Origin of the sequence: Desulfotomaculum sp. OF05-3 (assembly GCF_003435535.1) — a bacterium.
Lineage (GTDB): Bacteria > Bacillota > Clostridia > Lachnospirales > Lachnospiraceae > Pilosibacter > Pilosibacter fragilis.
Genome location: NZ_QWGO01000015.1, coordinates 26,463 through 39,916 on the forward strand (window position 1 = coordinate 26,463; position 13,454 = coordinate 39,916).

Genomic DNA, 13,454 nt, shown 5'->3' on the forward strand with positions numbered 1-13,454 from the left:
TCTTCATGATAAAAGGCACATCACCCGGAACCAATGTTTATTCCATGGCATGTGCCTTTTTCGTTACTGTTCACGCTTTGCGCAAACAGTAACTGATTTTGCCGATGCTTCGCATTCCGAATCGGCAAAATCCACTACCACCACTGTATTGTACGGAATTTTCAGTTCAGAAAATTCCTACCCTTGTACAGTAACCCTTTTTCTTCTCAGAATTTTTCTTACTCGTGGTACATCTCCGGTCTTCTATCGCGGAAGAGTCCCCATGAGAATCTCTCGCGCTCCAGCTCATCCAGATCGAACTCCGCTGTGATCACGCCCTCGCTGTCGCGGTCCATGGACCGGAGCACTTCGCCGGCACCGTCCGTGATGAAGGAAGAGCCATAGAATTTCAGGGCTGATTTCTGGTTTCCGTTTGCCTCACATGGCGTTACCTCTTCCAGTCCCACACGGTTTGCCGCGATCACCGGCATCAGGTTCGACGCAGAATGGCCCTGCATGCAGCGTCTCCAGTGGGGCATGCTGTCCACAGAGAGGATCGGCTCGCTGCCGATGGCTGTCGGGTAGAATAAGAGCTCTGCGCCCTTTACCGCCATAAATCTCGCGGTCTCCGGGAACCACTGGTCCCAGCAGATACCCACGCCGATGGTGCCATAGCGGGTCTTAAATGCCTTAAACCCCGTATCTCCCGGTGTGAAGTAGAATTTCTCCTGATAATAGTGGTCATCCGGGATATGGGTCTTCCGGTAGATTCCAAGATTTGTTCCATCTGCGTCAAGGATCGCAACAGTGTTGAACAGGCGCTTTCCGTCCTTCTCGTAGAAGCTGATTGGAAGAACGACTTTGAGCTCCTCCGCCACCTTCGCGAAGTGTTTTACCGCGTCGTTCTCCTCCACCGGCTTTGCAAACTCATAGTATTCGTACTGGCGCTCCTGGCAGAAATACTGGCGCTCAAAGAGCTCCGGGAGCAGGATGATCTGTGCGCCGTCCATCGCCGCTTCTCTCACGAGTTTCTCTGCGTTCGCGATATTTTCATTTACATTTTCTGTGCAGCGCATCTGTACCGCTGCAACTTTTACCTTTCGCATTTTGTATTTCCTCCTATCGTATCTTTCCTATCTTCCCTGCGGGATCTGCTGTGTGATACAGTGGATATTTCCGCCGCCGAGCAGAATATCCCGGGCCGGGATCGGGCAGATCTTTCTTTTCGGGAACACTTTTCCGAGGATCTCCACCGCCGTCTTATCATGCTCATCCCCAAACTGCGGCACGATCACTCCGCCGTTTGAGATATAGAAGTTTACATAACTTGCCGCCAGCCGTTCCCCGACTTCTCTCGTGTCCTCGCCGTCCTCAAACTCATAACCGCCGAGTTCTTCCTCCGTCACACAGATCGGTGTCTTTGGGATTGGAAGCTTGTGGACTTTGATTTTTCTTCCCATAGCATCCGTCTCATGTTCTAAAATATCCAGACAGCTCTTCGACATGGCATACTGGGGATCCTTCTCATCATCGGTCCAGCCTAAGACCACCTCGCCCGGGCGCACGAACGCGCAGATGTTGTCCACATGTTCATTCGTCTCGTCATTGTAGATTCCATGTTCCAGCCAGATCACCTTTTTAGCCCCGAGGTAAGCACAGAGCTTCTTTTCGATCTCGTCCTTTGTGAGCTTCGGATTTCTTCCTCCGCTCAGGAGGCACGCTGCCGTCACAAGAACCGTCCCCTCTCCGTCAGAATGGATCGAACCGCCTTCCAGAACGAAGGGGTGGGCCTCGTAGCAGTCATAGCCAAGCTCCCCACAGACTTTTTCCGCCACAAGATCGTCCTTCTCCCAGTGGGCGTAAAGTCCGTCCACGGTTCCACCCCAGGCGTTGAACTCCCAGTCAATGCCACGGACAGTGCCTTCCCCGTTCACCACAAAGGTCGGTGCCACATCCCGCGCCCAGGCATCGTCGGACTCCATCCGGATCACGTGGATCCCGTGTCCCGGATTCCCGGATAACATCTCGCGGGCATTCTCCTCCACATCCGGCTCCGCCAGCATAAAGACCTCCTCGCTCTCGGCGATGGCCCATGCCACGCGCTTAAATGCCTCTCTCGCTTTTTTCGCGCCGTAGTTCCAGCTTCCCGGACGCTTCGGCCAGATCATGATGCAGCCTCTGTGAGGTTCAAATTCGCCCGGCATGCGGAATCCATCCGCTGCCGGTATCGTGTGAAGTTTGTTCATTCTTCAGTTCCTTTCCTGACTTATCTTCATTAACTACTAATTATACTGATCTATCTCATGTCCATCTTCCTGCTATTCGCCCCGGAAGCCGCTCTCACTTCCAGGTTTCTTACCGCCACTTTTTTATATAACCGCCTTTTTCCTGGTCACAAGGCGGAGGGCAGCCACAATCCATATTACACGGCGGCGGACAGTCACATCTTCCTCCCGGCTCACATGGAGGCGGGCAGGGACAAAACGGCGGCTTTGGCGGCGGTGGACACGGCTTCGGGGGCTTTGGCGGCTTTTCCTTCTTCTCCTCAACCCGGACCAGAATAATATCGTCTCCGATCTGACAGATATCCCCAAAGGGGATCACAAATTCTTTTTCCCGTCCCAGGAAACCGCAGACACAGCCCGGTCCCGGCACGATGATCGCCAGAATCCTGCCTGTACACGGATCGACATCCAGATCACCCACAAAGCCTAAACGTTTGCAGTCGCAGACGTTGATCACTTCCCGCCTCTTCAATTCGCTCATCCGCATGGCATCATCTCCCGGATCGAAACATTTTTATGTATCCCATCAACCACAGACCTGTTATTCGCGCAGGCTGCCGTCAACCAGTCATACTCTCTATTTATAGTCTATGTTCCATTTCTTGTCCCTGAGATAAATATCCAGCATTATTTTCACTTAATTGTAATTTTTCTGAAGCTTTACAACTCAATATTCTCCGGCAGTTTTCCCACTGCCTTCAAAATCTTCGCCGCATTTCTCCACAACATGTCTTCCTTTTCGCTGTCCGAAAAGCTGCTGTCCTTGATCCTCGCGATTGCGGCTTTCTGGCTTCCATAAGGAAAATCACAGCCGTAAAGCACTCGCTTTGTGCCGAATTTCCGGACGATCTCCTCGAACTCCCCGGCTTCCTCCAGCTCCGCGCTCATGGCCGTATCGATAAATACATTTTCCGGCAGATTTTCAAGATTCTCATTGGGATTTTTCATCATGCAGAAGCTTCCCATATGGGCCATGATAATTGGGATATCCGGGGCAGATTTTAAGATTTTTCGGATTCCCGACGGGTAGAGATCATAGGGGCGCACGATCCTCGCCGTCCCCATATGGATCAGCACCGGGAATCCCAGCTCATTGATCTTTCTCCACATCTCCCCATACTTCGGATCTTCCAGATGGACCTTCTGAAACGGCGGATGGAACTTGATCCCGGCCATCTCCATATCCTTCAGCTTTTCCAGCTCCTCGATCACATTCTCACAGTCCGGGTGAAGGCCGCCGAATGAGATAATATTTTTTCTTGCCGATTCCTTCGCGAACCGGTTCACCTCCCCCTGATTCTGTGGTTTCGATACCACCGGCAGGTTCACGGAGAGATCCACTCCCGCCTCCCGCATCCGCGCCAACAGATTTTCCCGGATCGGAAGCTTCTTAAAATCATCATTTTCATGCCCGGTGACCTCCATGGCCCGTCTCGCCAGGGCGACCGGATAGATATGCGTATGAATGTCAATGATCCTGCAATTCATCTATTCTTCTCCAGTTCTTCCTCCATGCACCGCTTTCGGCAGCATGTTCCTGAATTTTTCTGCGGCTTTGGTTTTTATTTGCAATGAGTCACTTTTTCTTTACCATGCAGCGCTTTTTAAAAAACGAAATACCGTAGCAAAGAATCTGGTCATAGTCTTCCTCATACTCCTTTGCGTACATTCGATCATCAATTTGCCGCAAAGCTGTATCGCACGCACTCCCCAGATTTTCCAGAACCTTCGTATACTTTGCCTCAAAAATTGCAACACGGGCATTCATAGAATCGTAAATAACCACATCGCTCCGGCCTTCTCCGTGTTCCTTGTTGGAATCCACCATATATCCGGCGCCGGTGAAGATACCTGCAAGAAAAGCGTGGTAGAAGTCTTCCCGATAGTCATGGTAGCTGATCGTCCGCCGGAGCAGGGCATTCATTTCTTTGGTAATCCTCTCACTGTCACCGTTCCATACAGCGTCAAACAAAGCATTTCGATTCCACTTCTTCGTGCTGTCATCGAACCATTTAATAACTGTCGTTTCAAAAATCTCTTTGATTTCTGCATTCGGAATCATAAGAGCAGCCATGCCATCCGGCAGTTCGTCCTTGTAATCTCCCTTGCGCGCTTTGGTTAAGTAGCCCGTCAGATATAGTGTACTCCAAAGATTCTCTTCCGAAGAATGCAGATAATCATAGGTCAGGTTTTCATCTACACGCTGAACAATACAGCCGCCCGCCATCAAAGTTTCAAGCTTATTTGTAATCGTACCGCCTGCATACTCAATAAAGGAACGTATGATGGCATTGTCGCTGGTGTTTTTCCAATAGCTGACCGGTCTGGCTTTCGGATTTCGCTGCAGTTCCAACATATAATTCATAACATCCCACGGGCAGTAAACATCAAAATCACCGAAATGGTAGCCATCATACCATTTCCTGATATTGTCAGCCTGTTCCGTCAGACCGGCGTCATTCAGCAGCTGGTCAACCTCGCTCTGTACAAAACCAAAATACTCGTTCAAACGGGAATTTGTGATCGTATCCGACACAAAATTATTTGTTCCAGTAAAGATGCTCTCTTTTGCAATCTTCAGACACCCCGTAACAACCGCGAACCGAAGTGCCTGATTGTCCTTCAGTGCCTGCATCAAGCCTTTCATAACATCGAGCATTTCATCATAGTAACCGTTGTTGTTCGCTTTTGCTACGGGAACATCATACTCATCTATAAGAAGAATTACAGGCTTTGCATAATAGCTTTGCATCATCGTTGTCAAAAGCATAAGGCTGCTCTTAACTTCTTTTATCGAACCGCTGCCATGTGCGAGATGTGCAAACGCCGCTTTTTGGAAGTCCGTGGCATTTTTACCATCAAGCAAATAGAGATGTCTGTTGTACAAATCTGCAATCACCATTGTGAGCATATCGTATGCCCCAGTGAAATCCAGTCCATCTACCTGTCGAAACGAAACAAAAATTGTCGGATACTGGTTCATCCACGCATCGCACAATGCCTGGTTTTCTGTAATTTTCAGTCCCTCAAACAGTTTTCTGCTCTCCTTGCGGATGTCGAAGAAGCTTTCCAGCATGCTCATGCCCAATGTCTTGCCGAAGCGCCGGGGACGGGTAATAAGCGTTACTTTTATCCCCGTTCTGCTGAGCAGCTCTCCTATTAATTCCGATTTATCAATATAGTAATACTCATTTTTACGAATTTCTTCAAAATCCGAAACTCCAACAGGAATGTTCATTTCTTTCATCTCTGCTGCTCCTTTCGTGCAGCCATGCACAGATTTTTCATTGCTTCTATGCTACCATGAATCTCGTGTTTTTACAAGAAAAAGCTCTGCTTACTGCGGCTATTCCGGCTTCCGCTCATTCTGCGTAATTTGCTATAAGCCATAACAAAAAATGGTCCGGCTCCATTTCTGAAGCCGGACCGTGTGCGCTCTGCTGCGCTTATCTATTCATTTTCTCCCAATCATGACCTCTTTTAACAGCAAAGATCCACAATCACCTGTGCAAAGATCTTTGCACTCATTGTGAGCTCGTCAACCACCGCGAACTCGTCCGGGCCGTGCATGTGGTTCTCAGTCTCCGGAAGGGCAGCGCCGAAAGCAACACCGTTCTTTAAATTGTGGACATAGGTTCCGCCGCCGATGGCGATACACTCACCCTTTCTTCCGGAATATTTCTCATATGCGGAGAGCAGTGTCTTCACAAAATCAGAATCTGCCGGTACATGGTGCGGCGGCTTCATCTCTTCCGTATTAAAGGAGATTTCATCTGCTTCCATTTTTTCACGGATCACATCAATGGTGTTTTCCTTTGTGGCACAGATCGGACAACGGCTGTCAAATTCGCCCTCTAAGCTTTTCTCGGAAATATCCAGCATGCTGAATGCCAATGTCAATTCGCCGGACTCCTCATCGCTCATCTTGATTCCAAGCGCTTCGCCGTACCAGTCACCGTGCGGCATCAGGCGGTTTAACGCGCGGACTGCCTTTACCTGTCCGCATTCCGCCAACGGAAGACGCTCGATCAGGGATAAGAGTCCTGTCAGGGCATTCTTTCCTTTCCACGGTGCCATTGCATGGCCGTTTTCGCCAGCTGCAGCGATCTTCAGGCAGCCATCCTCAGAGGATACCGTGAACCGGATTCCAAGCTCCTCTTCCATGCTCTTTGCGAGAGTTTCTGTCTCATCTCCGTCAAGACCCTCAAATAATGCCTCTGCCGCGCCCGGAACCACATTCGTCTTCGTTCCGCTGTGGAAGGATACCATCTTCGGAAGGCGGTCAGACGGCTCGAACTCTGCCGTAAAATTACCTCCGATCCGGCCTTTCTCGATATTGATCACCGGGAAGGACGCATCTGGGGAGAAGGTCATCGGAGCTTCCTTTTCCACGCTGTAGTAGTGGGTGATATCGGAGCTTCCGCACTCCTCATCAGTGCCAAGGATCAGGCGGACGTTCTTTTTCATCGGGATTCCAAGTTCATTTACGGCACGCATCGCGTAGAGGGCAGCAATTGCCGGTCCCTTATCATCCGCAGTTCCGCGGCCATAGATCTTTCCGTCTTTTACTACCGTCTCAAAAGGCTCTGTAACGGTCCATCCGTCTCCGGCCGGAACAACATCCAGATGTGCCAGAATATCGAGCTGTGCCTCCTTGTCATTCATGTCAACGGTTCCAACATAGTTGTCATAGTTGTTGATGGCAAAACCGTAACATTCCGCAATATGCAGAGCTGTACGCAGCGCCTCGGAACACCCTTCCCCATAAGGTTTTCCGATACGGTAAGACCCCTTCACACTGTTGATCCGGCAAAGAGCTCCGATGTCCTCCAGCATTTCTTTCCTGTGCGCGTCAATATACCGGCTGATCTTCTCTTTATACATAATTTCCGCCTCCATATTTCTTTTGTTATAACCCATTTTACAGACAGGCGGGACCGTCTCATCCCGGGCGTTTCCGAGATCGTAAAGCCAGCCCCGCTTATACCATACTTATTCTGTGCGCCAGTTATTGGCTGCATGCCTGATCACAAACCCGCGCTTACGCGCTTTATTGTCTGCTTCGCAGGCGTTTCGTTCATTTACCTTATTTCATGAATCCAGCTAAGATCTCATTTACGATCTTGCCGTCTGCCTTTCCCTTTACAAGCGGCATTAAGGACTTCATGATCTTTCCTTTGTCCTTTGCTGTCGGGGCTTCGATTCCAAGCTCTGCGAGAACCTTTGCGATCGTCTCCCTGATCTGGTCCTCGGTCATATCTGCCGGAGCGAACTCCTGATATACGGCCAGTCTCTTCTTTGCCTCTTCGATGATATCAGCGCGGTCTGCCGGAGCGGTATCGATCGTCTCCTTGACCTGCTTGATCTCTTTCTTTACGATCGCATTCTCCTCATCCTCTGTGAGCGGAGCTTCACGCTTGTCGATCTGCGCGTTCTTTAACGCAGAGAGAAGCATGGAAAGGGAATCCTTTCTCTCTTTATCTTTTGCTTTCATCGCCTCGACCATAGCTGCTCTTACAACATCGATCTTACTCATCTTATATTCCTCCTGTCTATGCGGTATTCCCAGTCGAAACAACTGGTTCCGCATGTTCCTGTGATGATATATTTTGTAAACTTGATTAGTTCTTTCCGAACTCACTGAGTTTTAAGTTCGGATTTCTCTCCTCGACCATGCCGACACTCCAGCTGTTGATGAATAACAATAACGGATTGCCCTTGAGGTCACAGATGCGTTTCATATCGGATGTGCCCTGGATCTTCGCCACATCCACTTCCTCCGGATTCTCAACCCAGCGGATGTACTCAAACGGAAGCTGTTCCAGTCTTACGTCTACATTATACTCATTCTTTAAGCGGTAGGTCAGGACCTCAAACTGCAGGACACCGACAACGCCGACGATGATCTCCTCCATACCGGTGTTGAACTCCTGGAAGATCTGGATCGCGCCTTCCTGAGCGATCTGGTTGACACCCTTTAAGAACTGTTTTCTCTTCATGGTATCGATCTGGCGGACTCTCGCGAAATGCTCCGGAGCGAAGGTCGGGATACCCTCAAACTGGAACTTCTCGTTGGACGTACAGAGCGTGTCACCGATGGAGAAAATACCCGGATCGAAAACGCCGATGATATCTCCGGCATAAGCCTCGTCAATGATCTTACGGCTCTCAGCCATCAGCTGCTGCGGCTGGGTCAGACGGATCTTCTTGCCGCCCTGGACATGGTTTACTTCCATTCCGGCCTCAAATTTACCGGAACAGATGCGCATGAAAGCGATACGGTCACGGTGCGCCTTATTCATATTCGCCTGGATCTTAAATACGAAGGCGGAGAAATCAGGTCTGAACGGATCGATCACGCCGTCTGTCGTTCTTCGCGGAAGCGGAGAAGTCGTCATATTTAAGAAATGCTCCAGAAATGTCTCAACACCGAAGTTTGTGAGAGCAGATCCGAAGAACACCGGTGAAAGCTTTCCGGCACTTACAAGCTCCTGATCAAACTCATCGCTTGCCCCGTCGAGAAGCTCGATATCGTCCCTCAACTGAGCGTGGAAATCGGAACCGATAACGGAATCCACGTCTGTTCCCTCCACGTCGAAGGTCTCTGTGGCAACCTCCTTCTGTCCGCCCATGGCAGCCGTGAAGGTCGTGATCTTCTTTGTCTGGCGGTCATAAACGCCCTTGAAGCTCTTTCCGCATCCGATCGGCCAGTTGATCGGACAGGTATGGATTCCGAGAACCTCCTCGATCTCGCTCATGAGCTCGAACGGGTCTCTCGCCTCACGGTCCATCTTGTTTACAAAGGTAAAAATCGGGATATGGCGCATCACACAGACTTTGAACAGTTTGATGGTCTGCGCCTCGACACCCTTTGATCCGTCGATGACCATGACCGCGGAGTCCGCTGCCATCAGGGTACGGTAGGTATCCTCGGAGAAGTCCTGATGTCCTGGGGTATCAAGAATATTGATGCAGTATCCCTCGTAATTGAACTGGAGTACGGAAGATGTTACGGAGATACCTCTCTCCTTCTCGATCTCCATCCAGTCGGAGACTGCGTGCTTTGTCGCTTTGCGTCCCTTTACGGTTCCGGCAAGGTTGATCGCGCCTCCGTATAACAGGAATTTCTCGGTCAGTGTCGTTTTACCGGCATCCGGGTGGGAAATGATCGCGAATGTCCGTCGTCTTTTTATTTCATCATTTAATGAAGCCAAAAAATTTTCCTCCAAATCTATCTTGTGTTTCGTCTAACGTAACTGCCCTGTGTTGAGGCAGCTACTGTTTATCAATATTTTCCTGCTGACAGCACAAAAGAACCGCGGTCCTTCATTGACTGCCGTTTTTTTTCTGCTACTCTTATTCCAATTAATTTTTACCAGTATTTAAGAGTTTCGTCAAGAAGAAAGCCCTAAAATTCGCTATATTTATAGCAATCTTCACCACTCTGTGCCTGCTTTGCGTCTTTCACCTGTAAAGGCACCTGAGTAGTCGAATCTTCTATTTTCTGGTAAAGATCGGAATTTTCTATCTTTTAATTTCAAAGATCTCGTCTAAGATCGCCCCTGCAACCTCTTCCTTCGACATGATCGGAAGTTCGATCTCCCTGTTCTCGCGGATCATCGTCACCACGTTCGTGTCCGTTCCGAAACCGGCACCGGCAACCTTTAAGTTATTTGCCACTATCATATCCAGATTCTTCTTCTTTAATTTTGCCCTGGAATTCTCCAGCATATGTTCCGTTTCCATGGAAAATCCGCAAAGAAACTGGCTGTCCTTTTTGTGCTCACCAAGCCACTTTAAGATATCATCGGTGCGCTCCAGTTCGATCGCCATATCCCCGTCTTTCTTCTTTGTCTTCTCGGTATTCACGAACTTCGGGCGGTAGTCAGCGACAGCCGCGGCCTTGATCACCGCGTCCATCTCATCACTGCGGCTTGTCACGGCCTCAAACATATCTTTGGCAGTGACCACCGGAACAAAGTTTACGAACATCGGCGGCTCCACCTCTGCCGGTCCGGAAACAAGAGTCACGTCAGCGCCGCGGAGAGCAGCCGTCTTCGCGATGGCATATCCCATCTTTCCGGTACTGTGGTTTGTAATATAGCGGACCGGATCGATGGCCTCCCTCGTCGGGCCTGCGGTCACGAGGATCTTCTTTCCTTTTAAGTCTTTCTCGTACTGGACTTCCTTTAAGATATACTGGAGCAGCACCTCCGGCTCCGGCATCTTTCCCGCTCCGGTATCGCCGCAGGCGAGGTATCCGCTTGCCGGACTGATCACTTCCATTCCGTAGTGTTCGCAAATCTTTAAGTTATCCTGTGTGATCGGATTCTCGAACATTCTCGTATTCATCGCCGGGCTGATGATCTTCCTGCAGGTACAGGCGAGAACTGTGGTCGTCAGCATATCGTCCGCAAGGCCATGGGCCAGCTTCGCGATCACATTCGCGGAAGCCGGGGCAACGAGGACAACATCCGCTGCCTTCGCAAGGGAAACATGTTCAACGGAAAATTCAAAGTTCCGGTCAAATGTATCCACCAGGCATTTATTTCCGGTCAGTGTCTCGAATGTAATCGGGTTGATGAAATTTGTCGCATTCCGGGTCATAAGCACATGGACATCTGCCTTCAGTTTTTTCAGTGCGCTGGCGAGATATGCGATTTTATATGCAGCGATACTGCCGCTCACGCATAAAAGTACGGTTTTTCCTGCTAACATTTGGAATCCTCCGTTGTAATTTTAGTCAATTTATGGTAAGATAATTCGAACTTTAAAATTATGAGGAACCTGTCTCACACGTTTCTCATATTCACAGTGACGGCTGGCAAGTCCCGCAAATACGGAACCTTTGATCAACTGCACACGTAAAAACAGTATAACACGTTACTTAGATTTGTGGAAGGAGTTTTCTCAATGATTTTAGCGATCGACATGGGAAACAGTAATATCGTTGTCGGAGGTCTTGACGACAATAAAACATATTTTGAGGAGCGCATCACCACCGATGACCGGAAAACGAGTCTCGAATACGCGATCCTTTTAAAGAATATTCTGGAGATCCATAAAGTAAAGAAAAATGATATCGAAGGTTCCATTATGGCATCCGTTGTCCCGCCACTGAACGCGCCGATCTCTTCCGCCGTAAAGAAGATCACTGGAAAGAAACCGCTTCTTGTCGGTTCCGGAATGAAGACAGGCTTAAACATCAAGATGGATAACCCTAAGACCGTCGGCGGTGACCGGATCGTGGCCGCTGTCGCTGCAAATGCCAAATACAAAGGACCGATCATCATCGCGGACATGGGAACCGCGACAACGCTCGATGTTGTAGACCACGATGGAAATTACATCGGCGGTGTGATTCTCCCCGGTGTAAAGGTTGCCTTAAACTCCCTCGTTTCCAATACAGCCCAGCTTCCGAGGATCAGCTTCGATGTTCCGAAACGCGCAATCGGAAAGAACACCATCGAATGTATGAGAAACGGTATCATGCTCGGCAATGCCGCAATGCTTGACGGTCTGATCGACCGCATGACCGCAGAGCTCGGCGAACCGGCAACTCTCATCGCTACCGGTGGTATGGCAAGATTCATCACACCGCTCTGCACGCATAAGATTACATATGATCCGGATCTTCTGCTCCGCGGACTGATGATCCTTTACCGACAGAATACGGAAACAAAAGACGCGTAAAGCTTCACTGCCGAATGAAATTAATGTTCATTCGGCTTTTTCATTCAGAATCGTCCTCCCCGGCCGATCATAAAAATCGGGATTGCTTTTCGTGGAAAAACAGCCGTTGTGAAACGAAAATAATGAGAAGGGGCTGCCGCACCAATTTTGGCAAGCGGCAGCCCCGTTTTCTATAATCATGTTTCTATTTTATCCCAGTCTTCTCACAAATTCCTCATACCCAAAGGTTTTCACCACACTGCACTCCCCGTTCTCATCCATTCGCGCGATGTACGGCAGGCACATGCCGTTGAAGGTGTTGTTTTTTACCATGGAGTAGATCGCCATGTCCTCGAAATAAAGTCTGTCACCGATCCGGATCTCATGGTCGAAGGAATAATCGCCAATCACATCACCCGCAAGGCAGGTCATGGAGGAGAGGCGATAGGTGTACTGCTTTTCGTCCGCTTCGCCGGAGTCTTTTAACGGCGGGCGGTAGGGCATCTCCAGCACGTCCGGCATGTGGCAGGCAGCGGAAGCGTCCAGGATCAGTGTCCTGATCCCGTTATCCACAATGTCCATGACTTCCGTCACAAGATATCCCGCATTTAACGCCACGGCTTCCCCAGGTTCCACATAGACAGTGACGTCATATGTCTCCTGCATATGGCGAATGCAGCGTTCTAAACGGTCGATGTCGTAATCGTTTCTCGTGATATGGTGTCCGCCGCCCATGTTGAGCCATTTGATATTCGGAAGCTTCAGGTACTTTCCGAATTTTTCCTCCACCGCCTTCAGAGTCGTCTCCAGATCATCCGAGTTCTGCTCGCAGAGGGTATGGAAGTGGATCCCGTCAAGCTTTTCCACGAGATCTTCCCGGAAATTTGCCAGGGTCACGCCGAGTCTGGATCCCGGCGCACATGGATCATAGATCGCGTGGTCACCCTGAGTAGAACACCCCGGGTTTACGCGGATACCGATGCTGACTCCCTTTTCCTTACAGAAGTCCGCGTATTTTTCAAGCTGGGAAAAGGAATTGAATACCAGATGTTCGCAGATATCGGTGATCTCGCCGATCTCTGATTCCTTGAAGGCCGGAGCGAATACGTGATTTTCTTTTCCCATTTTTTCATATCCAAGCTTTGCCTCGAAAAGACCGCTGGCTGTGGTTCCGTCCAGATACTGCCCGATCAGGGGGTACTCGAAGAAGTTCGAGAATGCCTTCTGGGCAAGAAGGATCTTACAGCCGGTGTCGTCCTTGACCTTCTTTAAAATTTCCAGATTCTTCCGAAGCTTTTTTTCATCAATTACATAACATGGAGTTGGTAATTCATTAATCTTCATCTTGTTCTCCAATTACTGACTCGTTTCTGATACACATTTCAGCCCTACCAGAAAACGAAGTTCATTTTTCTACTGCCGTATCACAATACAGCAACACCCCTGACAACTCGTTCCTGCCAGAGGTGTTTTCTGTACTTGAACCTGTTCCACATTCCGCGCTTTTCCTGCATTCAT

At 49.5% G+C, this 13,454-nt stretch carries 11 protein-coding genes; 1 reads left to right on the plus strand and 10 read right to left on the minus strand.

Annotated elements, in window-relative coordinates:
• Positions 1 to 218: 218 nt before the first annotated feature.
• From aguB to coaBC, 9 genes are all read right to left on the minus strand, one after another.
• On the minus strand, positions 219 to 1,085 hold the full coding sequence (aguB, locus tag DXA87_RS09575) for an N-carbamoylputrescine amidase (RefSeq protein WP_117470389.1): 867 nt from the start codon (positions 1,083 to 1,085) through the stop codon (positions 219 to 221).
• A 27-nt stretch (positions 1,086 to 1,112) separates the two neighbouring features.
• Positions 1,113 to 2,225 carry an agmatine deiminase gene (aguA, locus tag DXA87_RS09580; RefSeq protein WP_117470388.1) on the minus strand — a complete coding sequence of 371 codons (1,113 nt, stop codon included), beginning with the start codon at positions 2,223 to 2,225 and terminating at the stop codon, positions 1,113 to 1,115.
• Between the two features lie 109 nt (positions 2,226 to 2,334).
• Positions 2,335 to 2,745, minus strand: a complete 411-nt coding sequence (locus DXA87_RS18715) for a YlmC/YmxH family sporulation protein (RefSeq protein WP_330579528.1) — start codon at positions 2,743 to 2,745, stop codon at positions 2,335 to 2,337.
• A gap of 179 nt (positions 2,746 to 2,924) precedes the next feature.
• Positions 2,925 to 3,752 carry an amidohydrolase family protein gene (locus DXA87_RS09590; protein ID WP_117504108.1) on the minus strand — a complete coding sequence of 276 codons (828 nt, stop codon included), beginning with the start codon at positions 3,750 to 3,752 and terminating at the stop codon, positions 2,925 to 2,927.
• Positions 3,753 to 3,840: 88 nt separating this feature from the next.
• Positions 3,841 to 5,511: an AAA family ATPase gene (locus DXA87_RS09595; RefSeq protein WP_117504110.1), complete on the minus strand. Its 1,671-nt coding sequence runs from the start codon at positions 5,509 to 5,511 to the stop codon at positions 3,841 to 3,843.
• A gap of 233 nt (positions 5,512 to 5,744) precedes the next feature.
• The gene (gene pepV / locus DXA87_RS09600) at positions 5,745 to 7,148 is read right to left on the minus strand and encodes a dipeptidase PepV (protein ID WP_117504112.1); all 1,404 of its coding nucleotides are present in this window, start codon (positions 7,146 to 7,148) and stop codon (positions 5,745 to 5,747) included.
• 202 nt (positions 7,149 to 7,350) lie between these two features.
• Positions 7,351 to 7,800 (minus strand): GatB/YqeY domain-containing protein, encoded by a 450-nt coding sequence (locus tag DXA87_RS09605; RefSeq protein WP_117470384.1) that lies wholly within the window; start codon positions 7,798 to 7,800, stop codon positions 7,351 to 7,353.
• 85 nt (positions 7,801 to 7,885) lie between these two features.
• Positions 7,886 to 9,478 (minus strand): peptide chain release factor 3, encoded by a 1,593-nt coding sequence (locus DXA87_RS09610; RefSeq protein WP_021904225.1) that lies wholly within the window; start codon positions 9,476 to 9,478, stop codon positions 7,886 to 7,888.
• 310 nt (positions 9,479 to 9,788) lie between these two features.
• Positions 9,789 to 10,982 (minus strand): bifunctional phosphopantothenoylcysteine decarboxylase/phosphopantothenate--cysteine ligase CoaBC, encoded by a 1,194-nt coding sequence (gene coaBC / locus DXA87_RS09615; protein ID WP_117504114.1) that lies wholly within the window; start codon positions 10,980 to 10,982, stop codon positions 9,789 to 9,791.
• A 195-nt stretch (positions 10,983 to 11,177) separates the two neighbouring features.
• Between coaBC and DXA87_RS09620 the strand changes: the two genes are divergently transcribed.
• Positions 11,178 to 11,957 carry a type III pantothenate kinase gene (locus DXA87_RS09620; protein WP_015553673.1) on the plus strand — a complete coding sequence of 260 codons (780 nt, stop codon included), beginning with the start codon at positions 11,178 to 11,180 and terminating at the stop codon, positions 11,955 to 11,957.
• 189 nt (positions 11,958 to 12,146) lie between these two features.
• Here DXA87_RS09620 and nspC read toward each other — a convergent pair whose 3' ends face one another.
• A complete protein-coding gene (gene nspC, locus DXA87_RS09625; RefSeq protein ID WP_117504116.1) occupies positions 12,147 to 13,280 on the minus strand; it encodes a carboxynorspermidine decarboxylase in 1,134 nt (377 codons plus the stop codon).
• Positions 13,281 to 13,454 lie beyond the last annotated feature (174 nt).

Excerpts from the sequence above, each read along its gene's own strand:
- aguB (WP_117470389.1), bottom strand. The coding sequence starts at position 1,085 with ATGCGAAAGGTAAAAGTTGCAGCGGTACAGATGCGCTGCACAGAAAAT.
- aguA (WP_117470388.1), bottom strand. The coding sequence starts at position 2,225 with ATGAACAAACTTCACACGATACCGGCAGCGGATGGATTCCGCATGCCG.
- DXA87_RS18715 (WP_330579528.1), bottom strand. The coding sequence starts at position 2,745 with ATGAGCGAATTGAAGAGGCGGGAAGTGATCAACGTCTGCGACTGCAAA.
- DXA87_RS09590 (WP_117504108.1), bottom strand. The coding sequence starts at position 3,752 with ATGAATTGCAGGATCATTGACATTCATACGCATATCTATCCGGTCGCC.
- DXA87_RS09595 (WP_117504110.1), bottom strand. The coding sequence starts at position 5,511 with ATGAAAGAAATGAACATTCCTGTTGGAGTTTCGGATTTTGAAGAAATT.
- pepV (WP_117504112.1), bottom strand. The coding sequence starts at position 7,148 with ATGTATAAAGAGAAGATCAGCCGGTATATTGACGCGCACAGGAAAGAA.
- DXA87_RS09605 (WP_117470384.1), bottom strand. The coding sequence starts at position 7,800 with ATGAGTAAGATCGATGTTGTAAGAGCAGCTATGGTCGAGGCGATGAAA.
- coaBC (WP_117504114.1), bottom strand. The coding sequence starts at position 10,982 with ATGTTAGCAGGAAAAACCGTACTTTTATGCGTGAGCGGCAGTATCGCT.
- DXA87_RS09620 (WP_015553673.1), top strand. The coding sequence starts at position 11,178 with ATGATTTTAGCGATCGACATGGGAAACAGTAATATCGTTGTCGGAGGT.
- nspC (WP_117504116.1), bottom strand. The coding sequence starts at position 13,280 with ATGAAGATTAATGAATTACCAACTCCATGTTATGTAATTGATGAAAAA.